This window comes from Fusibacter sp. QWL-12 (assembly GCF_058683495.1).
In genome coordinates this window covers 605,181-630,193 of sequence record NZ_CM178745.1, presented here as the reverse complement: position 1 = coordinate 630,193, position 25,013 = coordinate 605,181, and the positions used below count along the sequence as shown (strand labels likewise).

Genomic DNA, 25,013 nt, shown 5'->3' with positions numbered 1-25,013 from the left:
TAAAATTTATGATTAGATAGGAGCTGACATGTATATTGCGCGGCAACCGATATTAAAGTCTGATTTAGAAGTATATGGGTATGAGCTTTTATATCGTGATTCAAAGGATTCAACTTACTTTAATGATATTGAAAGTTTACAGGCTACTGCAAGCGTCATAGAAAGTCTATATGAGTCTGGAATTGAAAACATAGTCGGGAAAAAAGTTGCCTTTATCAACTTTGATGAGAAGATTTTAGCATGTGGATTAATCGATTTGATAGACAAATCTAAAGTTGTCATTGAAATATTAGAGAGCACAGTGATTGACGAACAGTTTCTTTCAAGATTGACTGGACTTTCAAATGCCGGATTCAAGATTGCATTAGACGATGTAGTAGATGATAAACGAACGGCTGAACTTGTTAATTATGTCCATATTGTGAAGGTAGATTTATCCCTGGTTAAGCTAGACGAAATTAGGCCATTAATATCACGATTATTATCATCTGGCAAAATTCTATTGGCTGAGAAAGTTGAGACAGAATCAGAATTCATTATGGCTAAGGCCATGGGGTTTCATCTTTTTCAAGGTTATTTTTTTAGCAAGCCTAAAATAATTGGGCATAAAAATGATAACAAGTCGGCATTAAAAACGCAGTATATTAGAATTTTAAACGAGTTGAAACAAGAGGAACCCTCATATACCAAGATTGCTGAAATTATTCAGCAAGATGCAAGTTTGACATATCGTTTTTTGCGCATTATAGGAAAGCGTGCTAAAGAAGATGAAATTGCATCAATAAAGCGGGCCATGACTTTTATGGGCTTGAAAGAACTTGAACGGTGGATACATGTCTTACTGATTCAAGACCTGGGTGGCAATAAACCTAAAGAGTTGATGATCATGTCGTTGACGCGTTCAAAGTTTTCTGAAATTTTAGCAGTCCATAGTCAGGGGCAAAAACACTGCCAAGAAGCCACACTTATGGGTTTACTCAGTATGATTGATGTTCTTCAGGATGTAAGTATGGAAGAAGCTCTGAATGGAATACCATTGGCTTCAGAAATCATTGCAGCTCTGATTCGGAATGAGGGAGAACTTTCATTGATTCTAAGAATCGTTCAGGCTATAGAAATGGCAAACTGGAATGAGGTGGATTTGCTGGGCAATTGGTTGAAACTTCCGATTAAGGAAATTGGTCGTTTTTATCTTAGCGCTTTAAAGTGGGCAGAAGAAACAGTATTACAAATAACAAGCTAATCTTTCATTCGAGTGAGGTGTTGCATGCTTGCGCTGTTCCTTTATGCTTCATTCTCTCAGGGTTCGACTCCCCATATGTATGTGATTTGACTCCAAAACAACGGAGCGACTCTAGGCATTTAGTTTGCATAAACTCAATATCAAATTTCGTAGTTTCCGCCATTCGTATGCCCGGCACTAGAGATATATTGATGATCTTTATTGCTTTTAATCTCATTTTTAGAATGTATTCTCAGAGCATCGCAAAAAAAGAACTACAAGATACGATGACGTCTGTGGAACTTTTAATCAAACAGCAACTCACAGCCACGGATCTAACCCAAGAGTCTATCCTAGAAAAATTACAGTTGATCCGCAAAACACTTAAAATTTCCAGTCTTTCAACCTCGGCTGAATTCATCATCGTCGACGCTAAAGACAAGGTTCGGTTTCCTCAAAATGATGAAGAAAATGGGATGAAACTACAGCTCTTAGAAGACGCGATTCAAAATGCTGAGGACAGCGCATCGGATACCATCACGTCCTTTAGAAGTGAGGGACGAAAGTACTACATGTCATATCGTGAGCTATCAGCGCTTAAGGTGTCTAAGGCCAAAGGCGTGTCAAACAAACTGATTTTTCTCATAGACAGTCATGCTTTATCCCCTGTTATGAGAACCATGAATGTCGTTTTAACCGTGATCGTCGCCATCGTCTTTATCATCAGTGGTATGGTTTCTCTTAAGCTATCGAAAAGTATATCGAAACCCCTCGTTGAGTTGTCTTTACAAGCGAAAGAAATCGGAAAGGGCGTGTTTTTAAAGTTGCCATCGGACGACAGCAGTATTGAGCTTCATGAGCTGACACAGAGTATGAACGACATGTCTAAACGCTTGACAGATCTTGATAAAGCCCAGAAACTATTTTTACAAAATGCTTCGCACGAGATTAGAACACCGCTTATGAGCATACAGGGATATGCGGAAGGCATTTCGAAAGGCATATTTTCGGATACGACGAAGACCGCAGACATCATCTGTGAAGAAAGCAAACGACTGAACCAATTGGTGGATGAACTTCTGACACTTTCGAGAATCGAAAATAACACCGATGAATCTGAATTTTATGTCCTCAACCTCTCTGATGTCATGAAAGAAGTGGTACAGAAAATCGAAGGATACGCTTTGAGAGAACAGAAAAAAATCAACGTGATGCTTCCGCCAGATGTTATAATGATAAAGGCGAATGATGCTTTATTATCTCAAGCCATGATTAACATCATATCCAATGGCATCAAATATGCCCATTCAAATGTGGACATAGCTATCAGTAAAGAAAATCACATGGTAATGATCAAAATCAAAGACGATGGCGATGGTATTCCCGTTCAGGATTTACCACACATCTTCGATCGATTTTATAAAGGCAAAAATGGTAATTTCGGATTAGGCCTTGCGATCGTAAAATCCGCGATTCTGAGTCTAAAAGGGTCGATTAGAGCTTATAACGAAAATGGAGCAGTTTTCGAAATCAAATTTCAAGTTATAACGTAATGTCTATGGGAGGAGTACATGATCAGAGCACATTTAAGTCTGGTAGAAATTCTAGAGATGAACCAGTTTCAAACACTACAAGATAACTTGTCTGTATCCACAGATTTAGCGCTTTTAACCGTGGATTATAAAGGCATCCCTGTGACCACACACAGTTCATGTCGAGCTTTTTGTGAAAAGGTAAGGAAAGCCCCCTATTATAAAGATTTATGTCAAAAGTGCGACTCGAGAGGTGGACTTGAAGCCGCTAGACTTCAAAAGCCGTATATTTATATGTGTCATATGGGGATTGTGGATTTGGCGGTGCCCATCATCGCAGAGGATCAATATCTGGGGGCAATGATGGCCGGACAGGTTCGGATATCAGACAGCAGCAAACTCGAGTGGATTTTAAATGCGAACCACGATGCCGAAAATTGTAAAGCCAACGCAGAACTCATGGCAGATTATCAAGCGATGCCCGTGTTGAGCTTTGAAAAAATAGAAGCCATCGGAAACCTGTTGTTTGGGATTAGCAAAGTCATCGTAGACAGAGCGACACTTCTTAAAAAACCAGTAGACCATCCCGGTTCTGAGCCGCTTGAGTCTCCTGTATATCAGCCGATGGTTAACCCTAAAATGGTGATCCGAACGGAGATTCCCACACAGTACATCTTCCTCAAACCCGCGATCGAATATCTCCATCAAAATTGCCATAAGAAGATTTACCTCAAAGATATGGCCACTTTATGTAACATCAGCGAGAGCTATTTTTCGAAGTCGTTCCATAAAGCCTTTGGCTTAAGTTTTACCATGTATCAGAACAAACTCAGAATCGACAAATCCGAAATCATGCTTAAAAACACCAGTAAAAACATCAATCAGATTTCAGATGAACTCGGTTTTGATCATGCCAGCTACTTTATCAGACTATTCAAAAAAATGCTAGGCATCACACCCGCTATGTACAAACGTCTGTACATTGAAAAGACTCAACTCGAACAAAAAAGTTCAAATCGTTCATGATAAAAATCAGCATTTTATGCTGATTTTTTTTATTTCCAAAACATAAAATTAGTATTTTAGAACAGTTATGTATCAAAATCGTGCCATTTCCTCTGATGTATTTTATGTCCCACTTCTATATAATCAGGTTAAGTCGCAACACATTATGATTAAAAGGAGATGGCATTATGAAAAAAATACTCATTTCACCGTCAAAATATGTTCAAAGTAAAGGTGCAATTAAGGAACTGACTAAAATCGTCAGCGAATACGGTAAAAAAGCACTTTTGGTTTCTTCCAGTGCAGATTTATCTTATGTTCAAAAGGCTCTGGATGAAGCGCAACAAAATTTTCCCCTTGAATTCGTGCTAACGTCCTTTAGAGGCGAATGCTCAAATGTAGAAATCGAAAGATTGAGAACCCTTTCTAAAGCAAACGGCTGTGATGTCATCATCGGTCTGGGTGGCGGAAAGTCTTTAGATACAGCGAAAGCCATCGCCCATTACGATCATTTACCCGTCATCGTCGTGCCCACCATCGCCTCCACAGATGCACCATGCAGCAGTTTAGCAGTCATTTATACAGAAGAAGGCGCGTTCGAATCTTATAAGTACTTTAAAACGAATCCAAACCTCGTGTTGGTGGATACAGACGTCATCGCAAAAGCACCTGTTCGTTTTTTAGTGGCAGGCATGGGCGATGCTCTATCCACCTATTTTGAAGCCAGAGCTTGCGCGAGATCTTTTGCAGATAACATTCCTGGAGGCAAGAGCACGAAACTGGCCATCGCCGCCGCCAAACTATGCTATGAAACACTACTGGAAGACTCTTTAAAAGCCAAAGCGGCCTGTGAAGCCAATGTCGTGACACAAGCACTTGAAAACATCATCGAAGCCAATATCCTTCTCAGCGGTATGGGATTTGAAAGCAGTGGTCTTGCAGCGGCACATGCAGTGCATAACGGATTGACTGCCCTGGAAGAAACACACCATTGTTTCCACGGAGAAAAGGTAGCCTTCGGCGTATTGGTGCATCTGGTATTAGAAAATGCCCCAAAAGCAGAACTCGAGGAAGTTTTAGCCTACTGTAAATCGGTGGGTTTACCGACCACACTTGAAGCGCTTGGCGTTAAGGAAGTGACGGATGAAAAAGTCATGGCAGTGGCTGAACTGGCGTGTGCGGAAGGTGAAACGATTCACAACATGCCATTTAAAGTCACAGCTGAAGATGTTTATGCAGCCATCTACGCAGCCAATCGTTTGGGGGCTTAACATGAAAAAAATCATCAATCACACGGATGATATCGTCATCCAGATGGGCAAAGGCATGGCTCTAGCCCATCCCGATAAAATCGAGTTCGAAGAAAAATATAAAATTTTTAAACGCAAAATGATCAACCCCAAAAAAGTCGCATTGATCTCAGGGGGAGGCAGCGGTCACGAGCCTGCACATGCCGGTTATGTGGGCACGGGGATGCTCGATGCAGCCGTGGCAGGAGATGTGTTTGCGTCACCCTCATCGGTACAAGTGTATCACGCGATCAAACAGGTGACAGGTGAAGCGGGATGTCTGCTCATCGTAAAAAACTATTCAGGCGATTGCATGAACTTCGACACAGCCGCTGAAATGGCAGAAGAAGATGATTTAAAAGTCCTTTCTGTGTACGTCAATGACGACGTCGCCGTAAAAGACAGCCTCTACACCATCGGCAGACGGGGCGTGGCAGGCACCGTGCTCGTGGAGAAAATCGCAGGCGCAGCAGCGGAAAGAGGAGACTCGCTGGAAAACGTTCAGCTTCTCGCTCAAAAGACCATCGAACAGGTGAAGAGTATCGGGGTTGCATTGACGTCGTGTACCGTACCAGCGAAAGGCACACCTACATTTGACCTTGGTTCAGATGAAATCGAGTTTGGTGTCGGCATCCACGGTGAACCTGGCATCGAAAGAAGAAAAAGCATGACGTCACATGCACTGGCAGTTGAAATGTTAGACTTGCTGATCGGGGAACTTGGCCTGACGGGTGAAGATGAAATCGTGGTCATGGTCAATGGACTAGGAGGCACGCCACTTCAAGAACTGTATGTGTTTAATCACGATGTTCGTGCCATACTCAGTTCTAAAAACATCCACGTGTACGACACGCTGGTGGGCAACTATATGACGGCCATCGATATGGCAGGACTATCGCTCACGGTACTCAAACTCACAGATGAACTCAAAGCGCTCTACGATGCGCCTGCAGATACCATCGCATATCATAAATAGAACATTATAAAAATCTTGAGGAGGCAATATGTCAACTTTATCAAAAGCTGAGCTCTTCCAGATGGTCAATCATATGGCAGAGGTGATCATCGAAAACGAAGTGCCGTTTTGTGAGCTAGATGCTGTGGCAGGGGATGGCGATTTCGGGATGTCCATCGCAAAAGGCTTTAAAGTGCTTATGGCGCAGTGGGAGACCTTAAATCGCGAAAGTATCGGCGAATTTTTAGCGGACTGTAGCATGGTCATTTCAGAAAACTGTGGTGGGGCTTCAGGCCCGATTTGGGGCGCGGGTTTCAAAGGGGCAAGTAAGGCCACCACGGGTTTACAAAGTCTCACAAAGGCTGAGTTTGCTTCTATGCTAGAAAGTGCAGCAGAACTTATCCAAAAACGTGGCAAAGCAAACAGGGGTGATAAGACGCTTCTCGATGCCCTCTTGCCTTGTGTCGATGCATTAAACGCACACAAGTCGGAGGATATCGCGTTTAAAGCGTTCTTGCAAGCGGGTGCGATGGCGGCCACAGAAGGCGCAGAAGCCACGAAACACATGATCGCTTCTAGAGGACGTGCCAGCTATGTCGGTGAGCGTAGTTTGGAATTCCCAGACGCTGGCGCAATGGCTCTATCCATTATATTTACAGCGGTATCCGGTCAAGTCTTAGATTAATTCAGTAAGATTCGAAAAAATACAGCAGTGTATTTTTTGAAATAGAAAGAGGAGGGAAATAGTGAAATGAAGAAGACCATGGCGTTTTTCCAAAATCCGTCAAAAGGATTGGCACTGGCATTGATCTTAATATTAGTGGGCAGTTTTTTTGCAAATGTTTTTAATACCTCATTTTACCAAGTTGATGTAAAGCGCATTTCATTCGAAACCGAAAAAGGAACGTTATCAGGGCTGCTATATATGCCTGATGGCGCAAGCGCAGACGACCCTAGACCAACCATCGTCACCACACACGGGTATCTCAACTCGGCAGAAATGCAAGACGCACCTGCGATAGAGATGTCTAAAAGAGGCTTTGTCGTCCTGGCACTGGACATGTATGACCATGGACATTCCATGATGAAACTCGACACAGAAAATGCAGCTGCATTCTTCTCATTCTGGCCCACAGCTCTAAACGATGCGGTTCAGTACATCTATGACCAAGATTACGTGAAAAAAGATGAAGCAGGCAATGGTCTCATCGCAGTCAGTGGTCACTCCATGGGCGGATTTTCAACCACCATGGCCATGGTCATGGATGAGCAAGGCTTCGCTCAAACGGGAATCCGAAAAATTCACGCTGGCTTAACCGTAGGCGCAGACTTCCTTTGGACAAGTTACCTCGGGGTAACGGGCGATGTGGCCGGCGCAGCGATTGGACCAAGAATTTCAGGTAAAATCGCAGCGCACTACGACGAATTCTTCTTCGACATGGCAGCGACAGCTGAATCAAAAACAGTCGTTCAAAAGGATTATTTAAAGCAAGCCGAAGGCTTAGCATTTCTTGGCAATCCTGAAAATCCTGTCCCTGGTGAGTTCTATAGCTTAGAAAATGGCGGTTTAAGAGTCATCTATACCCCAAATGAAACACATCCATGGAACCATTTTTCTAAAGAAACCACAGGAAATCAAATCGATTTCTACCAAAAAGCATTTGAAGGAAAAATTTCAGAAAATCAAACCAACGTCGACGCTGACAGTCAAACGTGGTTCTTTAAAGAGTTGTTTGAACTCGTGGCCATGATCGGATTCTTCATGCTATTTGTTCCATTGGCAGCCATCCTCGTTCAAAAGGTAAAATGGCTTCAGACAGAACAACAAAATGCCACATCGACAGTACGCAAAATGCACCCAGCCTTTTTAACCTTGATTGTCATCATCAGCGCAGGCTTCCCAGCGTATTTCTATCCGACGCTCATGGGTAAAATTCCTGAAAAACTCCTCTGGTTACAAAGAGGCGCAGAAGTGTTCATCGTCCTCAGCGCAGTGGCACTGATCTCGAGCTTTGTAATCGGTCAGTTTAAAACAAAATCCAACACAATCATCTCGGCTTTGGCACTCATCTTCGCGATTTTCGGTCGCGTTTTAATGAACCAATCCGCTGAGTTTTTCAAATCTAGCAGTTATTTTAACGCACCAACCATAAATCAATTCGGTTTCTGGGCGGTTTCATCAGCCGTATTCGCAGTCCTCTTCATGGCAGTGATTCATTTTATCACGTCGTCTAAGGATCAAACGGTAACACTTGACATGTACGGCCTGACGAAAAAACCGATGGACATCCTTAAAGGCTTCTGTTTAGCCGTGATTCTCCTCGTTTCAGGCATCGTCATCCTGTTTGTCGTAGATGCGCTCTTTAAGACGGACTTCCGCTTCTGGACTTTTGCCGTGAAGACCTTTAACGCGAAACACATGATCTCTGCACTGGGTTATATGCCGATCTTCTTCTTATTCTATCTGGTCAATGGCATCGCCATACACAAAACGACACTTGGCCTCAAGTTCGGTAAATCCATCGCAGTCCTCATGAATGTCGGAGGCTTAATCCTGTTCCTAGCGCTTCAATACGGCATGCTCTTCGCCACAGGAACAGGCATAGACCCAACACAATCACTCACCAGCATCATCCTCATCGGCATGGTGCCAGTGCTCCTCATCGCAGCCCTGTTCACGAAAAAGTTAACCGAGAAAACAGGCAACATCTACACCAGCGTATTCTTCAACACCATGCTGATGACCCTGATCTCAGTTGCCAATACAGTGGTTTATAGTAAACTTGTTTAGGACATGATTCATGCCGTCCCACCACCATGAGCCTTATATGTGCCTCACTTAGTCCTCGCCACTTCTCCATCTAAGTGCGACATAGTCGCACCTAGAAGTGTCTGCGGAATCGTTCGTTGCACACATATGGCTCATGATGGTGGGACTCATGTATTATGTCTTCGGGCGTTTTTGGAAGTGATTTATGGACGGGATCAAAGTAGTATGATGAAATATAAGTATGAAAGGGTCCCTGATATATGATGTGAGTTTGTTTCATAATCTCATATCGTATATCAGGGACCTTTTGCTTTTCATAGTATCCACAAAGTCGATGTGCTCCAAGCATCAGGCATAAGCCCTGCGCATGGTGACATTGCGACGAGGGGTGTAAAAATAGAAAAAGTGCATTAGCATTTCGAAATCCACTGTTTGAGTTGAAAACGAGTGGCTAAGGCACGTTTCGTTATTTTTACCCCTGAGGAGCACGAGTCACCATGCGCAGGGCTTATGCCTGTGGTGATAGTGATGGCGAAGCTTGGCCTCCAGCTCAACCTGGAGAAGACGAGGTTCGTGAACATGTATGACGGCAAGGACGGGTTCGACTTCCTGGGCTTCCATCATAGGCGAAGCCAGATGGAGACCAGAAAAGGCAGACGCTACACGACGACGGCACTGGTGCCGTCGAAGAAAGCGAAGAAAGCGATGAGGGAAAAGATCAAAGAGGTGTTCCAGTCAAGGAGCAGCCTGCTCCTCGAAGTACAGGAGGTCGTCAGAATCCTGAACCCCAAGATTGTGGGACTCAGGAACTACTACGGCCTGAAACATGCGAAGAAGGCACTAAATACCCTCGACTGGTACGTCACGAAACGTCTCATCCTCTGGTATAACATGAAACATCAGAAAAAGAGGAGGCTTGGCGGGTACCGTAAAATCGTGCACTTGCTGGACTCAGCCGGACTGAAGAAACTCGCGGCCTGACGTTATGATGCGCATGGAAGAAGAACATCGGAAAGCCGTGTGCGGGAAAACCGCATGCACGGTTTGATGAGGGGAAGGAGGAAGAAATTCCTCCGACCTACTCTACCTTTATTCAACACTACTTTCATACAGAGCCAAATGAAAAGGCGCCGACTCCATCTGGAGACGCCGCCTTTTAGAATAAATGGGTTTTTTTGGATATACTGAAAAACATGGAGTTTAGAAGAATATTTAGTCTCATTGGCCAGAAGCCTGGTCAGTTTGAAGCATAAACTGAAGAGACTAGCCCCTTAGCACCTTAAGATCAGGACCTCTTCCCTCAAGGATGTCCTTCACTCGTCTACCTACCAGGGTGTTATAGATCGGGTGAGTCAGGATGTAGAACTGATTTTCTTCGATGCCGTTCATCACACTCATGCCTATGCTGTCAATGGGCATTCCTGTTGTGATGACAAACTCGGCTCTCTTAAGTCCTGCCGCATATTGAGGAGAACTGTAGTATGGATCGCTCTTGTCCGAGAATCTTTCAGGACGATGGTTCTCATGATGATGAAGGTCTGTCTGAACAAATCCGGGACAAAATACGGACATCTGGATATTGGCATTTATGGCTTGAAGATCAAAGCTTGTACTCTCACTTAGCGCCACACTTGCATGCTTTGTAGTGTGATAAGCGGGCATGCCGTTTGTTGTGATCAGTCCTGCAATGGATGCCACATTCAGGATATGACACTCAGAACCCTGCTTAAGCATGATGGGGATAACCCGTTTCATGGCGTAAATCTGACTCATGAGATTTGCACCCACAATCCAGTCCCAGTCTTGAAGAGGGAGCTCCCATACGGGACCTGAGATGGCGATACCAGCATTATTGACAAGAAAATCAATGCTTCCATAGGTGTTCATAGCGGTATCCACCATTTTCCCGATTTCACTGTCGAGGGTGACGTCACAGTGGACACCGGTAACCTCAGCACCCTTATGTTTAAAATAGGACACAGCAGCGGTTAAACTTTCTTCATCAATGTCAGCAAGAACCAGTTTCATTTCCCGGCTTGCACATTCTTTGGCAATTTCAAATCCGAATCCATTACCTGCTCCGGTAATAACGGCAACCTTATTTTTAAAATCTTTCATGGTAAAAATCCCCCTTCTTACTTAGTGGTGAAAGCAAAGGCCTGGCTGTATCCTTCTTTAATGGCTTCCTGAATACGCCCAGCTTTCTCTGCATCGCCGATGACCCGGATATTCTCGAATGCGTCCAAGAACTCATTCACCATAGAGCGCCTTGGTGCTACTCCTAGGGCAAGAACGACGGTATCCGCCTCTATCTGCATAACCTGATTGTTCATCTGATTCATAATGGTGATGCCGTTTTCTGATATCCCCATCAGGCGATGATTGGGAATAATTACAGGTTCATGTTTCTGGAATCTCATCATCAAGTCCACTAAAATGGTGCGGTTAATGCCAGGGCCGATGTTTTTCTGCATCTCCACAAGGGTAATGGGATGACCCTTGTCAGCAAGAAGCTCTGCGGTCTCAAGACCTGTAAGTCCTGAACCGATTACGGCAACTCTGCCTGTGGCCACGGACTTCCCGGTGAGTACATCTTCTGCAAGCATGACATTTTTCCCTTGAATTCCTGGGATAGGTGGAATGGCAGGCGTGGCACCTACTGCAACGAAAATGCCATCAGGATTCAGTTCCTTCACCATTTCTACAGTAGCCTTCGTATTCATTCTCACATCAACGCCGCTCTCTTCAATCTCACGGATCATTCCGTTATTCATGTCAGCCACTTTCTCCTTGATGGGGGCCTTGTCAGCTACATTGAGCGTTCCGCCAAGTTTCTCTCTCTCATCAATGAGGATGGTTCTGTACTTTCTCTGATCAAGAAGTAAGGCAGCCTGCATCCCGGCAGGTCCACCACCGATTACCACAACAGTCTTTCCTTCTCCATCTATATTAGGGTCTGAAAATTCGATTTCCCGCCCTACTCTGGCATTAACCGCACACTTCGTGTGTCTTCCCTGATTGAGCTCGGCAAAACAGTTTAGGCAGCCGATACATTTTCTGATCTGATCGCTTTTTCCGTCTCTTGCTTTATTTACCCAGTTGGGGTCAGCCAGATGACCACGAGCCACTCCAACAAAGTCGCAGACACCATCATTTAAAAGCTGCTCAGCAGTTTGAGGGTCTTTAATATTGTTTACTGCGATGACAGGGATCTTAACATTTTTGCGGATCTCTGTAGCCAAATGCTTTTTCCATCCCTGTGGATAGGATCCAGGCTCAATGATGGTGGTGGCACTTTCGTAGGTTCCACTGCTGACATTGATTGCATCTATGCCCAGGCTCTCTAAGGTTCTGGCGATCTTGACCGACTCAGGAAGCTTTAAGCCGCCCTCAACGAATTCATCAGCGCTGATCCTTACTGAAACAGGAAAGTCCGCTCCACACATGTATTTGATTCCAGTTATGATCTCTGAAAGAATTCTTAATCTGTTCTGGAAACTTCCACCATATTTATCTGTCCTGACGTTGGTGTAAGGGGAGATAAACTGATTAAGAAGGTAACCATGAGCGGCATGAATCTCTACTCCGTCTGCACCGGCAGTTTTGGAGATGACTGCACCTTTGATGAAGCTCTTCACAAGGCCCTCACACTCTTCGGTGGTCAGGGCACGCGGCATTTCCTGAGTCGCCTTGCACATGATGGCAGAAGGCGCAACAATCTGTTTTCCGCCTATGAGACTGCTTTTGGTTTCTCTGCCGGGGTGATGAAGCTGAATAAACACTTTTGTGCCATGCTTCTGAATGGTTTCAATCATTCTCTCCAAATGGGGAATATGACGCCCTTCAGTGACTGAAAGCTGATTCGGTGTACCGACACCATATTCATCATCAATACGAGCAATCTCCGTGATGATCAGACCAACTCCACCTTTGGCTCTTTCTTCGTAGTACCTGGTGATCACATCTGTAGCTTCTCCTTGGGAATTGGCAAGGTTAACGCCGATGGCAGGCATAACCACACGATTTTTCAGGTTAAGTTTTCCGATTCTACCTCTTTCAAATAACTTTTCGTATTTCATAACAATCTCCTCTTAAGATATTCATAAAATATATTTTGGCATTTTGAACAAAACCCTGATTTTAAAGACTTGAAAAATCATTGTACTCAGCATATATTTTTCAGTTTTTACTCAGGATTCAAAAGTTCCGGCATTGAAGCGATGTGTAGATTTATGACAATTCATGAAGAGTCTGTTATAATAATAACATATGAATTCAGAAGGCGATAGATGAGGAGTGCATGAATATCAGAGGAGTATTTGTGCGTCTTGCCCAAGTGGTGTCAATATAAGAATCTGTATAATGGAAAGAGGGGAAAGTGATGGATTTCAGAAGCGTCTTAAGGGTACTTAAGCAGGAAAACAGACTGGAGATTTTAAGATCAGAAATTACAGTAGAGGATGAAATCAGTGAGATTTGTCTTTTTGAGAATGGAGCTCAAAATATCAGGAAAAAGCTCTATATTGGAAATATAGAGGAGATCATATCATGGATTAAAGCCGAAGCGGACAGCCCTGAGAAAGGGGCTGGCCTGTCTGCCATTATCGGAATAAAAGAGAGAGATTTTGAGGATGAATCCGTTAGCAGATATTTGGCGTATTCACTGGAGAACGGCATGATATCAAACTATGCCCTGATACGAGAAGAGCACACTTTGAAAGCGCTTCAGGCAGTGAATAATATTATGCAGAAAAAACTTAAGACCAGTTATCAGGTGACTGAGCTTATGGCTCTTGCCATGAGAGGGGCTGATCTTAAGAGCATACTAAAGGTTTCGGAAAAGACACTTGAAAATCCAGTCATTATTATTGATGCCGGGTTTAAAATTCTTGACGTATCCTCCATGGAAGATATTGATGATGACATATGGAAAGCGAATATCAGGAGGGGTTACTGCTCCTATGAGTTTATCAAAGAAGTACACAAGATAGACCAGATCAGACCTTTCCCTCATAACTCCGATGTCTATGAGGTGAACTGCAGTTTTTCTGCCTATGTAAAGTCATGCAGTAAAATTTTTCACAAGGACCGACTTGTCGGCTACGTCATTATGCTGAAGAAAAGAGAAATCGAGAATGCCTTAATTGAAGAGTATCTTCCAATGGTGGGCAGCTCAGTGTGTGAGGTTCTTCTTCGGACAAAAGAGCATAAGGGGGTATTTGGATCTCAGGAAGAAAATCTGATTCATGAACTGATCCATGGGGGAGATGAAGAACTCATTAAGATCAGGTTCAAAATCAATCAGATTGAACTTCCTGAAAAGATGAGCTGCTTGATGATGAAGACAAATGAATACTTAAACAGTATTCAAGCCACAACATTCTTGAAGGAGCAGATTAAGAATATTCTCCCTGGTGCCTTCTGTCTGGAAGAACAAGGGAATCTACTTGTCATCTGCAGGCTTTCTCAAGATGGAAGGCTTACTTCGGAGGAAGAGAGAAGACTTCTTGGTCTTTTCCAGCAAGGTGTCATCCACATGGGCATGAGCAGTCCGTGCACGGATATTATGGCGTTAAAGGATGCTTATGGGCAAAGCGCTCAGCTTTATAAGATCTCAAAAAGACTTCAGATTGAAAAAGAGATAATGTATTTCTCTGATTACAGTTTCTACATTATGCTCAGCAATCTTAACGAGAAAGATCTTCTGCAGTATGCTCATCCTGCCTTGAATATTCTTAGAAAATACGATCAGATCCATAATGGAGAACTCTATAAAACCCTTCAGGTTTTAGTGGACCACCAGTCTCAAATGGTCAAAACGGCAGAAGCGCTGTCCATACACAGAAACAGTCTTTCCTACAGAATCAATAAGATCATTGAGTTGACTGGACTGGATCTGTCGAGTAATGAAGATATTTTCAGGCTCAGCTACGGATTTAGAGTGGAGAAGTACTGCAGGGTAGCAGTTTAGGCATTGCTATATAGAAAGAAGCAGGGGATGAAAACAAAACCGTTTAAATGAATGTGAATCATGACAAAAAGAGCTTTTTCCTCGAAGCTTATGACAGGCAAATTGATGTTCTTCTGATCATCACATAATATTCTTCACAGATTCAGCAAATTTATTTAATATCTTGTGTAACAGATCACACCCTCTAATTGTTTATATTATGTAGGGTGTGATTTCTGCTTTTCATTGGATCAATTAGAAAAGCATCATTTAGATAGCTGATTAGGGGGAAACGAAATGACAGAAGGATATAAGAAAATGTTTTGGGGCGCCATGTTCGTTAGTTTTGCCGGCGTAAGCGGGTTAGTGGCGCTTCTGATGACCCTTGCAGGATGGGTTATTATCGTGGCAGGTCTGGGTAACAATGACAAAAAATCACTTTTTGGTGATTTTTCAAAGCTCAGGCTTCTTACAATAAGACTGGCTGCAGTGTCAGTAACAGGAGGAGTTCTCTATCTGCTTAACCATAGCAGCTTTTTTACTTTTCTACATATTTAATCAGCCACTTATGAGAGTTGAGGGTATTGCAGCTTTTGCAGCATCAAAAATTTATCTCCTTTGGATCATATATCGCACAAAACATTCCTTTTTTCTAATGTTTTATGCAGTTTCAGAAACGATCGTTTTTATATTCGCACGTAACATTCCTTTTATCCAATGTTACGCGCAAAATAAGGAATGGGTATTTCGGTTTTCACGTATTACAATAATCTCTTACCTTATATGGTGGGCATCATTACTCTTTTGTGAATCCTTCACGCTATTAGCTTTTCCAAGCAGCAACTCCACATTCCCTTTAGCAATCTGACATTCTCTTAAGGTGACTTTCGCTTTCTTAAGTGCTTCGTATAGCTTTGTTTTCTCATAGGATAGTTGTTTTATGTCCTCATTGATCATTTTGATGGAAGGCAATTTGCCGCCATCAAAAGCACTGAATGCATCTTTTGCTGCTTTGTGCAGAAGGAGATCAGCGGAATTTTGATTATAAAAGTCTATGCTGAAACCGGAATTTCGGTAATCGGTGTAGACTTTTACTGTTTTTGAATAGTTGAACAGATGCTTTTTCAGTTCGTTAAGATTTTTAAGCTTCGCTTCAATCGTCTTAATAGAGGCGCTGATTTCATTATGATTTTTAGTGGCAACATTAGAAAGGTGAGTGAGAGCTTCGAAATCAGTGATACTATGCTCTGTAAGGAAATTGATGGTTTGAGCCATTTGCTTAAGATTAAAAACTTTTGCCCAGCGTTCATAAGCAGGTCCTTTTGTTTGTTGAAGTCTAGACTGAAGATCTAAAATCAGGTTTAACTTTGTCGTGTTTCGGTTATATTTTTGTACTGCTTTTGGAAGATGAATAGCCTTACCAGAAATGACTGCTCTAAGTTCCGCTTCAGAATAACCGACACCCAGCTCCATCTCCACCAATTGAAAAAGGACTACGGAAAATTATTCCCGTAGTCCTTTTTCAATTGATGAAGCTGGGAGTCGAACCACCATTGCCGAGAGATTCGAAGAATCTCCAAGGAAAGTGGGCGGAGCACCAAGGAAATGCGCAAGCAATTCCGACTGCGATGCTCGAGCGAAGCGAGAGACGCAGACACGCAGTGGCTGCTCGACTCCCCCCATCCGAGGCATGCAAGCACCAGAAAGACCGAAGGGATTTCAGGCGGCCACCATATACGTAAATATTTAGAACTTGTATCACTGGAGAGATTGTGTGATACAACATGTGAAACACCTAGTCCAGATTTCTCATCAAAACTTAAGAAATACTATGATACAATAAATAAAGATACCAACAATTTACAAAAATGAGGTGAACCATGCTACCATTCTTAATGGCCATAGAAGATGTCGAATCAAGAGACTTATTAGAAAAAATCTATCGTGCATATCATAAGGAAATGTTTTACATCGCTAATGATATACTAAAAAATTCACACGATGCATCTGACGTGGTTCAAACGTCCATAATCAAGTTAATCCCTTACATAGAAAAAATAGATGATGTGAAGTGTAACAAAACCAAGTACTTAATCGTTACAATAGTTAAGAACACTGCAATTGATCTTTACAGGAAAAAGTGTAACAGTTCATTGTTAGAACTTGAAGTAGCTGAAGATATTCCGGATTCAATTTCAGAATCCATGGAGGAATTCGTCATAAGGCTAAGCGATGCCAAAATGATCGCAGAAAAACTGGCACAGTTATCCCCTGAATACGCTGATGTACTTACACTTAAATATTACTTCGAATTTGAGGATAAAGAAATCGCTGAGATTCTAAAAACTTCACATGTGAATGTCCGTGTGAGATTGAGTAGAGCGAAAACGAGTCTCAGGAATCTGATGCGTGATGGTGAATCTTATAGTCAAGAATTAAGGATGTGTTCAAATGAAGGAAAATGAAAACAAAGTTATGGAAAGTTTTTGTTACTATATAGGTGAAAATCACGTAAAACATATAGCCGAAGAATTTGATCGTATATCAAAAGATGCGTCAGAAATTGAATATCCAAGCACACTAGATACGTGGTTTGATGATTACAATAAACAACTTAAAAAACTAGATCAGAAAAGAAAATTTAGAACTAGGGTTCAACTGCTGTCAAAACGTGTCACAATCTTCATTGCTATAACAATGGTGGGGATATTCGTAACGACAATGAGTGTGGAAGCTTTCAGAATCAAGCTTTTTAATATCGTTACTGAAGTAACAGAAAAATATACAAAAGTAAGCATCGTTGAAACTGAAAACGGCCTTGAATCACAAATAGATTGGGACACATACTATGCACCAGAGTATATTTCTGAGGGTTATACCTATTCAAAGAGCGAAAACTTTGGAGATATAAAAATAATCTTTTATTCCGATACAACAGGTAAAGAAATTCAATTTTCTCAAACGCCTGTGAATCCAGAATATCAGATAGACACAGAAGACGCAGTCGCTACAAATGTAATAATTAATGCTGAGAATGGTATTCTCGTTGAAAAAGAAGGACTACTAACGTTGATATGGACGACTGGTGAGAAAACATTCCACATTATTGGTGAAATGGAAAGAGATGAAATAATAAAGATGGCAGAAAGTTTAAAACTTTTTACAAAATAGTGTAACAAAACCTCCATCCCATTCGTTACTAAGTATGAAGGGAAGTGAGGAAGATGAAAAGGCCAAAATCAAGATGGGTTTTAAGTCTGATAGTAGTCTTGTTCGCAATTAGTGTACCGACATTTGCAGATGGTCATGAACCAAGTCTGTGTAAATTGAATTCCAACTATGAGATTGTAACACCATTTTTTACGAACATTACTCTATTTCAAAACGTATTTGATATCTCAACTGATGGTAAAGCAACAATATCAGTGTATTTGACCGCTCGAAATATTGACAGTGTAAAAGTTGATGCAAGCTTGCAGCAGTTTAAAAATAGAAACTGGTTGACAATCAAAAGTTGGACAAATACTTCAGCTGGCACATATGCTGGAGTAAGCGGGACGTACTATGTCGCTAAAGGATATCAGTACAGAATCTTGTCAACTGGTTATGTCTACCTAAATGGAATTATTCTTGAAAACACTTCATACTTGAGTGAATGGAAAGAATACTAATTTAATAGGAGGGCTTTAGCAAAAAAGATTTAAAAGGATTTTAACAACTATACTTTTGATAGTATTACTGGTTATTGCCACAGCATCAACTTATGCTACAACAAATTTAACAAACGAGACAAAAATGATTCAGGCCAAGCACAAATTTTAATAAATTCAGTTGATGAGGAATCATTATTAAAAGATGCATCAGAAAATAAAATTGATTATTCTGTACCTCGCTCAATAAGAGAAAATATACTTTTTAGTTCAGAGTTTAGTCCGTTCGATGGTGTAAAATATGACGCTGTTCAACTTAGAACCAGTTCAACAGTTCAAAAGGTTGGAGAAATCGTTGCTAAAAGCGGAGATGTATCAAATTTATATGTGGCTGTAGTGGTCGCTACGGATGTGAAAGTAGATGATCAATATAGTAGCAATTATGGTTTTAAAGCTTGGGCTACATGGAAAAACGGGCCAACAACAAAGTATCCTACATCAAATAGCGCTTATTACCAAGATTCTAGTTATTCAGGTCTGACACTAAGATGTCAAACGAAAATAGATGTAATAAATGTAGGAACAGTTACATGTAATGTTGGAAGTAGGGCGGTTACGAAATGATTGATAACGTGAAAAAAAACAGATTGAATTATTTGTTCTGTAATCTAGTTTATGCTTTTTTATTATCTATACTTCAATGTTTTATTTTTGCAACTTTTTACATTGTTTACATTTATTATTCTCCATTGACTCAATTTTTCTTGGGGCGATTGTTTAATTATTTGGCAGTACCAAGCTTGATGGGTTTTTTATTTTGGGTGTTTGCAAATGGGTTAAAAAATCACTTAGGATTTAAACTCCAAAAAATAAAATGGTCAAAAGTCAAACTAATCGTTAGGATTTTAGCTGTTCTATGCTTTGTGATAATTGGAATATGGTTAGGTAAAAATCAGGCTGCACCAACAATTGCTATGAATTGGTTGAATCAATTCGGAGAAGTTGGAGAGTTTTATTCATCATTATTAACAAATTTCTCCATATATCTCGTAGTGAGTATATTTCCAATTGTATATGCATCAATGGATTATCTATATGTGCGGACAAAAGTTGAATGATATATTGAACCTTAGAACCAAAATTAGTAATTCAATATGTTAGCTTTCTTGTTCGGCATAAACAATAAAAGAAAGGCCTCATGCTAAATGCATGGGGCCTTTCTTTTATTGGTGGAGACTCGTCCGAGGCATGCGGAGCATGCAAGCGCCAGAAAGACCGAAGGGATTTCAGGCGGCCACCATATATGTATATATTTTCGTAGTTGTATAAGGTTAAATTGGCGGTCTTTTTTTTTTCGTTGGTGGAGATGGGGGGAGTCGAACCCCCATCGCCGAGAGATTCGAAGAATCTCCAAGGAATGTAGGCGGAACACCAAGGAAATGCGCGAGCAATTCCGACTGTGACGCTCGAGCGAAGCGAGAGACGCAGACACGAAGTGGCTGCTCGACTCCCTAGGTGTAGATGATTTGACTTCGTATCAGCTGAACTGCTGGAATCAGAGTGAATGTTGTGAATTATATTTCATTTCTCTTAGATGTATCCATAAAGCCTTTTTTAAACACTAAATTATTATACAGATAATAAAGATAATAAAGCTTATAATAGTGCTACTGTCACGGACTTAAGTCATAAAAAACAGACTTAAGTAGGTACTGAGCTTAGTTGCGTTTGAGTATACTTAAAACGAACTATATCTAATATGCACTATTTTATTAATGATAAAGAAAGGAATGAAATATGAGAAGAACAAAACAATTTGGAGAAACAGTTGTAGGTTACAGCATTCCAGTTTTAAACGAGAGGGAGATAAGGGCAGCGGCAGGAATCTTATATTTGATCATGTTCTGGTCTTGGATACTGGTAATATTTCTCGATAATTATATTCTGTTAAAGATTGCTAACACAATGTTCCTTGCTGATTTCGTCGTACGCTTATTTATTAGCCCTAAATACTCTCCATCATTAATGTTTGGACGGTTTATTGTCAGAAATCAGACGCCTGAATATGTGGGGGCTGCTCAAAAAAAGTTTGCATGGACGATTGGACTTGTTTTATCCACGATCATCTTCTTTTTATTAGTTGTATTGAACTCAGATAGCTTCATCAATTTTATCGTATGTCATACTTGCATGATCTTCTTATTCTTTGAATCTTCGTTTGGCATTTGCTTTGGGTGTAAGTTTTATTCGATGTTCTCTAAAGAAAAGGTGCAATATTGTCCGGGTGAAATTTGTGAAATAAGAGAAAAAGTACAGATTCAGAGGGTGTCTTTACAGCAAATCACAGTGATCGTTGGTTGCCTTGCATTTGTTATTATGACAGTCATCCTATTCAACGATGGATTAGGCGAGAAGCCGACTTCTTTGTGGCTACTCATAAAATCGGCACTTTTATCACTCCTATAATCAAAATCTAGAAGCAACAAGGCAAATGAAAATTTATTTTTACACAGTAAAAGAAGCATTATGATTCTGCATAATACTTCTTTTTTTTATAAAGGTATTGAAGATCATAAGAATTAATGTTGTTTTGTTCATGTAAAAGAAAATGATTGTTAGCTATCCACGAATCAATTTTAAACCAGTTAAGATTAGCCATAAAATCCAAAGAAACAAAGCCATTACACCAATATAGATAAATGATGAGCCGCCAGCGACTGCAAGGTTCCCCAATCCAGCTATTATTGGTAAAATGCTTATTAATAGACCGAATACTTTCATCGTTGAACGGATTAAGCCGCTTGAGTGTATGGCAAGAACCGTTCCTATAATGGTAAGACCAAGGGCAGGAAGGGAAAGTGCAAACGAAGCAGCGTGAAACTGCCACATCATTTGAAATGCATAATTGGGTTCAATTAAGCTTTTTGCAGCGAGTGTAACTGAAATATGTGTCGCTATCGTAAGTGCAAATAATGCTGAAAGAGTTGCACTAGCAATGGTTGACAGGTGTACCCAATTTGATCCTTGATTGCCATTGTTTTTTATATAGCCACCTAATGCGGTTACAAAGAATAGTAAAAACACCATATTAACGGCTTCAAGTCCAGACGTAATCGCAAGTGTACTTTGGTTATTAGCATGATAGGACAATACAACCTCTATAGGATCGTTGTACCCAGGAGCACCAGAAACCCCAAATAGTACGTTTTGGGCTAATATCGAAGCCGCATAGGCCAGAGCAAGGAGACCAATGTTCCTCTTTGTAAAAAATGTGCGAACTGCTGTATCGGACGATTTAGTTGAAATACCCGATTCAGCTTTATTTACTTGATATAAATTTTGATCTTTCATAAAAATTACCTCCATTCTTAATTATTCAGATGCTATTAAATCATATGCGAATAATTTATTTAGAGTTTACTTAATTTAAAAGAATCATTATACCGACTTTAGTATGTATTTATCGGGTGTGAATCAAGTTACAATACGACAATAGGAGGTTAATATGATTAGAAGTAAGTTTTTTATTCCTTTAAGAAGAGTTTTAAAATGGATAGGATTAATTTTTATATCGTTATTATTAGTGATACTAATTTTACTGGTCCTTTGGGTCATTAATAGCCCTGGCAAAGCAGATCCAATTACTGATTCAAGCGGAAATGTACTCCCCAACAGTATATCGGTTATAGAAACGGTCAATATCGGAGGTATAGATCAACATCTCATCATAAGAGGAAGAGACATTAGCAAGCCGGTTATCCTATTTGTCCATGGTGGACCCGGTGGTCCCGAGTTTGCGATGATGAAAGCAACCAATCAATTGATTGAAAATGATTTTGTAATGGTGTACTGGGAACAAAGAGGCGCTGGTAAATCTTACGATCCTGCGATCCCAGTAGCAACTATGAATTTGGAACAGTTTATTTCCGATACAGGTGAACTTAGTAAATACCTAATCAAGAAATTCAACAAAGAAAAAATATATCTCATGGGACACTCGTGGGGAACCATGCTGGGAATTTTAACGGCTGAAAGATATCCTGAGCTGTTTCACGCTTATTTTGGTGTTGGTCAGATTGGGGATCAGTATGAAGGTGAGCGGGTATCTTTTGAATGGGTAAAAGAACGCGCAAGATTAAGTAGTGATAAAATCGCGATAGAAGAATTGAATCATTTAAAGTTTCCGGACAAACATGAAGTGCAAATTGATCTAAATACCTTCAATTCAGAGTGGGATGCTTATATAGGAATTGAAAGGCAATATGTTATGAAATATGGTGGTGGTGCGATGAAAGACATGAAATCAATCTTGCCATTAATTAAAATGATATTTCTTGCGAAAGAGTATACCATCAAAGATAAGATCAACTATTTAAGAGGGAGCGATTTTTCAAATAAATACTTATGGAAAGAAGTCATTGAAACCAATCTTTTCAATGAGATAGATGAGATTAAAATTCCAGTATATATATTGCAGGGACTATATGATTATCAAACGCCTTACTCAGTTGCTAAGAAGTTCTATGACCAATTGAATGCATCTGAAAAGCAATTTTATACTTTTGAGAATTCAGCACATAGCCCAAATTTTGAAGAGGTAGAGCAGTTCAATGAAATCGTACGAATACTTGCAACTGAAAATTGATTCTAACCACCACTACCTGAGAATTTGTCATTATAAATCAGTAAAAAACCGCTATCATGCGGTTTTTTTACGTTGAATGCACTTGGTATTTATTTTGATTGAACAGGCCATTTCCAAGCATATCTGATTATAAGACAAAGCTGTAAGACTTCAACCGCCGCTGCCAAATACATATGGGGCCATGCTTCACCAACTAAGTTGAACAGCATATAAGGAATAAAAACGATTCCGACAATTATGTTAGTTTTACGATTGATTTTTGCTGGCAATGCCACAGATAGAAAAATCATCAATGAGGGGATGATTACAAAGGTCATTGCGAATAATAAAAAGAAATAGGAAATGTCAAATGTAAAAACTCTCCCAGAAATGAGTGATTCAAGAGTTCCAGGCATATAAAGGTGAAAATAATCTACGTAAATATACAGAAACATAAAACTTGTCCAAAGTGCTGCAATTTTTAGATTGACACTAATTCTCATATTTTCATATACAGGTTGTGATTTGCTCATAAGGATACCTCCATTTATTTAATAGTTGCAATACGGAATTCAAAATAACGCTTAATATATTCAAAAAATAACGTAAAAATTTATTTCTTACTGGCTTGAATTGTATTGCTAATTGTGATGTAATCATAATAAAATTTACATAACCTAGATACCGACTTTAGTAGGTATTTGAATTGTGTAAAGGGTTAGATATTATGATTTGTTTTAGTTTCTTTTGATTTCTTTTGATTTTTTTAGTTTTGTTTTGGCTTGTTTTGATATGTCTTGTTAAAAAAACCGAAGTCTTCTGTTTCAGTAGTTAAACTTGTGATTTTAAATTATATGTTGTATGTTATACAAAAGAAAGTTATTAAAAAATCCTATAAAATGAGGAATCACCTTCAGGGAGGTAGAAATGATCGACAGCTCAACTAATCTCTATGCATTAATAGGCAATCCTGTATCTGGCTCAAAGTCGCCTTGGATTCACAATCATATATTTGAAACTTGTCATCTTCCAGGCGCTTACTTGGCGTTTGATATAGAGAAGGACCAGCTCAGTCAAGCCGTAGTGGGTATGAAAGCACTTAATGTAAAGGGAATCAACGTTACAATTCCATATAAGACTGAAATTATGACATTCTTAGATGAAGTGGATCCATTGGCTGAAAAACTAGGTGCTGTAAATACCATCGTTTGCGAAGATGGTAAATGGAAGGGTTTTAATACAGATGGGTTGGGGCTAATTGCTGTTTTAAAACGACATATAGCTGATTTTGAAGAAAAAAAAGTACTCGTCTTAGGTGCTGGCGGCGCTGCGAGAGGCATATGTGGCATATTGGCTGAATCGGGAATTGCTGAAATGGGAATTTGGAACCGTACACCAGAGAGAGCCATTCAGTTATCAGAAGCACTCAATTTGAGCAAGAATGAAAATGGTCATATTGAAATTACACCAGTGTCATCCGTGGAAGCGTTTATCAATTACGACGTAGTCATTAACACCACCTCGGTTGGTATGGCGCCCAATATCGAACAAACACCTGTTGAAATTACATCATTAAAACCGGACGCTATCGTCTGTGACATCGTATACAAGCCCCATAAAACAAAGCTTATAAGTGAAGCTTTGTCTAATGGACACAAAGTGATCTACGGGATTGAGATGCTACTTGAACAGGCACTTTTGGCACAAAAATTATGGAACGGATTAACGAATGAAGTCATATCGAAGAATAGAAATGAACTAATGACAGAATTTGAAGCTCTCAATAAATAGTAGAAATTTTTATGATAACATCAATAAGTGTTGACAGGGATAAACCATGCGACTATACTAAGTTAAAACTAGAGCCAAAAAGGGCTCGAGATTGGATGAACCTATGAAATTGTCATTAAACATACAAAAAATGACAAGTGAATATTTTGGTTATTTTAGCTGGGGCTTTTACTTTTTTAGCGCTGGCTTTTTCGCATACCCAAAATATAGGCTTTATTCCACTTA

General features: G+C 40.4%; 22 protein-coding genes. 17 read left to right on the top strand and 5 right to left on the bottom strand.

Translation table 11 applies throughout. From position 1 onward, the window contains the following. Positions 1–28 precede the first annotated feature (28 nt). The 8 genes from AC4PID_RS03485 (at position 29) to AC4PID_RS03450 (ending at position 9,754) form a co-directional block, all read left to right on the top strand. Complete coding sequence (locus AC4PID_RS03485; protein WP_492134179.1) at positions 29–1,243, top strand: EAL and HDOD domain-containing protein; 1,215 nt, start codon at positions 29–31, stop codon at positions 1,241–1,243. Between the two features lie 167 nt (positions 1,244–1,410). Beyond that, a complete protein-coding gene (locus tag AC4PID_RS03480) occupies positions 1,411–2,775 on the top strand; it encodes a sensor histidine kinase (protein WP_492134178.1) in 1,365 nt (454 codons plus the stop codon). Positions 2,776–2,793: 18 nt separating this feature from the next. Next, positions 2,794–3,780, top strand: coding sequence for a PocR ligand-binding domain-containing protein (locus tag AC4PID_RS03475; RefSeq protein ID WP_492134177.1), 987 nt, complete (start codon positions 2,794–2,796; stop codon positions 3,778–3,780). A gap of 167 nt (positions 3,781–3,947) precedes the next feature. Beyond that, positions 3,948–5,030, top strand: coding sequence for a glycerol dehydrogenase (locus tag AC4PID_RS03470; RefSeq protein ID WP_492134176.1), 1,083 nt, complete (start codon positions 3,948–3,950; stop codon positions 5,028–5,030). A gap of 1 nt (position 5,031) precedes the next feature. Continuing rightward, positions 5,032–6,024, top strand: a complete 993-nt coding sequence (gene dhaK, locus AC4PID_RS03465; RefSeq protein ID WP_492134175.1) for a dihydroxyacetone kinase subunit DhaK — start codon at positions 5,032–5,034, stop codon at positions 6,022–6,024. Between the two features lie 61 nt (positions 6,025–6,085). Further along, positions 6,086–6,688, top strand: a complete 603-nt coding sequence (dhaL, locus tag AC4PID_RS03460) for a dihydroxyacetone kinase subunit DhaL (RefSeq protein ID WP_492134174.1) — start codon at positions 6,086–6,088, stop codon at positions 6,686–6,688. A gap of 66 nt (positions 6,689–6,754) precedes the next feature. Next, positions 6,755–8,794, top strand: a complete 2,040-nt coding sequence (locus AC4PID_RS03455; protein WP_492134173.1) for an alpha/beta hydrolase family protein — start codon at positions 6,755–6,757, stop codon at positions 8,792–8,794. A 507-nt stretch (positions 8,795–9,301) separates the two neighbouring features. After that, positions 9,302–9,754, top strand: coding sequence for a group II intron maturase-specific domain-containing protein (locus AC4PID_RS03450; RefSeq protein WP_492134172.1), 453 nt, complete (start codon positions 9,302–9,304; stop codon positions 9,752–9,754). A gap of 282 nt (positions 9,755–10,036) precedes the next feature. Here the strand turns inward: AC4PID_RS03450 and AC4PID_RS03445 are convergent, their stop codons facing one another. After that, positions 10,037–10,891, bottom strand: a complete 855-nt coding sequence (locus tag AC4PID_RS03445; RefSeq protein WP_204662205.1) for an SDR family NAD(P)-dependent oxidoreductase — start codon at positions 10,889–10,891, stop codon at positions 10,037–10,039. A gap of 17 nt (positions 10,892–10,908) precedes the next feature. Beyond that, positions 10,909–12,852 carry an oxidoreductase gene (locus AC4PID_RS03440; RefSeq protein WP_492134171.1) on the bottom strand — a complete coding sequence of 648 codons (1,944 nt, stop codon included), beginning with the start codon at positions 12,850–12,852 and terminating at the stop codon, positions 10,909–10,911. Positions 12,853–13,154: 302 nt separating this feature from the next. Here AC4PID_RS03440 and AC4PID_RS03435 point away from each other — a divergent pair, with 302 nt between their 5' ends. Continuing rightward, a complete protein-coding gene (locus AC4PID_RS03435) occupies positions 13,155–14,744 on the top strand; it encodes a PucR family transcriptional regulator (protein ID WP_492135350.1) in 1,590 nt (529 codons plus the stop codon). 276 nt (positions 14,745–15,020) lie between these two features. Beyond that, entirely contained in the window at positions 15,021–15,281 is a 261-nt protein-coding gene (locus AC4PID_RS03430) for a hypothetical protein (RefSeq protein ID WP_492134170.1), read from the top strand. A 216-nt stretch (positions 15,282–15,497) separates the two neighbouring features. Here the strand turns inward: AC4PID_RS03430 and AC4PID_RS03425 are convergent, their stop codons facing one another. Continuing rightward, positions 15,498–16,205, bottom strand: coding sequence for a relaxase/mobilization nuclease (locus AC4PID_RS03425; RefSeq protein ID WP_492134169.1), 708 nt, complete (start codon positions 16,203–16,205; stop codon positions 15,498–15,500). Between the two features lie 398 nt (positions 16,206–16,603). On the opposite strand from AC4PID_RS03425, the gene AC4PID_RS03420 reads away from it, so the two are divergent. The 5 genes from AC4PID_RS03420 to AC4PID_RS03400 all read left to right on the top strand — a co-directional run bounded on the left by AC4PID_RS03420 (position 16,604) and on the right by AC4PID_RS03400 (position 20,839). After that, positions 16,604–17,188 (top strand): RNA polymerase sigma factor, encoded by a 585-nt coding sequence (locus tag AC4PID_RS03420; protein WP_492134168.1) that lies wholly within the window; start codon positions 16,604–16,606, stop codon positions 17,186–17,188. Further along, positions 17,175–17,894 (top strand): DUF4367 domain-containing protein, encoded by a 720-nt coding sequence (locus AC4PID_RS03415; RefSeq protein ID WP_492134167.1) that lies wholly within the window; start codon positions 17,175–17,177, stop codon positions 17,892–17,894. Before AC4PID_RS03420 ends, AC4PID_RS03415 begins: the two co-directional genes overlap by 14 nt. A 53-nt stretch (positions 17,895–17,947) precedes the next feature. After that, positions 17,948–18,394 (top strand): hypothetical protein, encoded by a 447-nt coding sequence (locus AC4PID_RS03410; RefSeq protein WP_492134166.1) that lies wholly within the window; start codon positions 17,948–17,950, stop codon positions 18,392–18,394. A 599-nt stretch (positions 18,395–18,993) separates the two neighbouring features. Further along, positions 18,994–19,491, top strand: coding sequence for a hypothetical protein (locus AC4PID_RS03405; protein ID WP_492134165.1), 498 nt, complete (start codon positions 18,994–18,996; stop codon positions 19,489–19,491). A gap of 679 nt (positions 19,492–20,170) precedes the next feature. Then, entirely contained in the window at positions 20,171–20,839 is a 669-nt protein-coding gene (locus tag AC4PID_RS03400) for a DUF4395 domain-containing protein (RefSeq protein ID WP_492134164.1), read from the top strand. A gap of 153 nt (positions 20,840–20,992) precedes the next feature. Here the strand turns inward: AC4PID_RS03400 and AC4PID_RS03395 are convergent, their stop codons facing one another. Then, positions 20,993–21,724: a hypothetical protein gene (locus AC4PID_RS03395; RefSeq protein ID WP_492134163.1), complete on the bottom strand. Its 732-nt coding sequence runs from the start codon at positions 21,722–21,724 to the stop codon at positions 20,993–20,995. A 154-nt stretch (positions 21,725–21,878) separates the two neighbouring features. Between AC4PID_RS03395 and AC4PID_RS03390 the strand changes: the two genes are divergently transcribed. Then, complete coding sequence (locus AC4PID_RS03390; RefSeq protein ID WP_492134162.1) at positions 21,879–23,018, top strand: alpha/beta fold hydrolase; 1,140 nt, start codon at positions 21,879–21,881, stop codon at positions 23,016–23,018. 89 nt (positions 23,019–23,107) lie between these two features. Here AC4PID_RS03390 and AC4PID_RS03385 read toward each other — a convergent pair whose 3' ends face one another. Beyond that, complete coding sequence (locus AC4PID_RS03385; protein WP_492134161.1) at positions 23,108–23,530, bottom strand: DUF6326 family protein; 423 nt, start codon at positions 23,528–23,530, stop codon at positions 23,108–23,110. A 394-nt stretch (positions 23,531–23,924) separates the two neighbouring features. Between AC4PID_RS03385 and aroE the strand changes: the two genes are divergently transcribed. Continuing rightward, positions 23,925–24,788 (top strand): shikimate dehydrogenase, encoded by an 864-nt coding sequence (aroE, locus tag AC4PID_RS03380; RefSeq protein ID WP_492134160.1) that lies wholly within the window; start codon positions 23,925–23,927, stop codon positions 24,786–24,788. The last annotated feature ends 225 nt before the right edge of the window (positions 24,789–25,013 follow it).

Bases quoted from the DNA above. Each gene is read 5' to 3' on its own strand.
- AC4PID_RS03390 (WP_492134162.1), top strand. From the start codon at position 21,879: ATGATTAGAAGTAAGTTTTTTATTCCTTTAAGAAGAGTTTTAAAATGG.
- AC4PID_RS03435 (WP_492135350.1), top strand. From the start codon at position 13,155: ATGGATTTCAGAAGCGTCTTAAGGGTACTTAAGCAGGAAAACAGACTG.
- AC4PID_RS03445 (WP_204662205.1), bottom strand. From the start codon at position 10,891: ATGAAAGATTTTAAAAATAAGGTTGCCGTTATTACCGGAGCAGGTAAT.
- AC4PID_RS03470 (WP_492134176.1), top strand. From the start codon at position 3,948: ATGAAAAAAATACTCATTTCACCGTCAAAATATGTTCAAAGTAAAGGT.
- AC4PID_RS03400 (WP_492134164.1), top strand. From the start codon at position 20,171: ATGAGAAGAACAAAACAATTTGGAGAAACAGTTGTAGGTTACAGCATT.
- AC4PID_RS03480 (WP_492134178.1), top strand. From the start codon at position 1,411: ATGCCCGGCACTAGAGATATATTGATGATCTTTATTGCTTTTAATCTC.
- AC4PID_RS03410 (WP_492134166.1), top strand. From the start codon at position 17,948: ATGAAAAGGCCAAAATCAAGATGGGTTTTAAGTCTGATAGTAGTCTTG.
- AC4PID_RS03440 (WP_492134171.1), bottom strand. From the start codon at position 12,852: ATGAAATACGAAAAGTTATTTGAAAGAGGTAGAATCGGAAAACTTAAC.
- AC4PID_RS03415 (WP_492134167.1), top strand. From the start codon at position 17,175: ATGAAGGAAAATGAAAACAAAGTTATGGAAAGTTTTTGTTACTATATA.
- dhaK (WP_492134175.1), top strand. From the start codon at position 5,032: ATGAAAAAAATCATCAATCACACGGATGATATCGTCATCCAGATGGGC.
- AC4PID_RS03475 (WP_492134177.1), top strand. From the start codon at position 2,794: ATGATCAGAGCACATTTAAGTCTGGTAGAAATTCTAGAGATGAACCAG.
- aroE (WP_492134160.1), top strand. From the start codon at position 23,925: ATGATCGACAGCTCAACTAATCTCTATGCATTAATAGGCAATCCTGTA.
- AC4PID_RS03455 (WP_492134173.1), top strand. From the start codon at position 6,755: ATGAAGAAGACCATGGCGTTTTTCCAAAATCCGTCAAAAGGATTGGCA.
- AC4PID_RS03420 (WP_492134168.1), top strand. From the start codon at position 16,604: ATGCTACCATTCTTAATGGCCATAGAAGATGTCGAATCAAGAGACTTA.
- AC4PID_RS03395 (WP_492134163.1), bottom strand. From the start codon at position 21,724: ATGAAAGATCAAAATTTATATCAAGTAAATAAAGCTGAATCGGGTATT.
- dhaL (WP_492134174.1), top strand. From the start codon at position 6,086: ATGGTCAATCATATGGCAGAGGTGATCATCGAAAACGAAGTGCCGTTT.
- AC4PID_RS03430 (WP_492134170.1), top strand. From the start codon at position 15,021: ATGACAGAAGGATATAAGAAAATGTTTTGGGGCGCCATGTTCGTTAGT.
- AC4PID_RS03405 (WP_492134165.1), top strand. From the start codon at position 18,994: ATGATTGATAACGTGAAAAAAAACAGATTGAATTATTTGTTCTGTAAT.
- AC4PID_RS03450 (WP_492134172.1), top strand. From the start codon at position 9,302: ATGGCGAAGCTTGGCCTCCAGCTCAACCTGGAGAAGACGAGGTTCGTG.
- AC4PID_RS03485 (WP_492134179.1), top strand. From the start codon at position 29: ATGTATATTGCGCGGCAACCGATATTAAAGTCTGATTTAGAAGTATAT.
- AC4PID_RS03385 (WP_492134161.1), bottom strand. From the start codon at position 23,530: ATGAGCAAATCACAACCTGTATATGAAAATATGAGAATTAGTGTCAAT.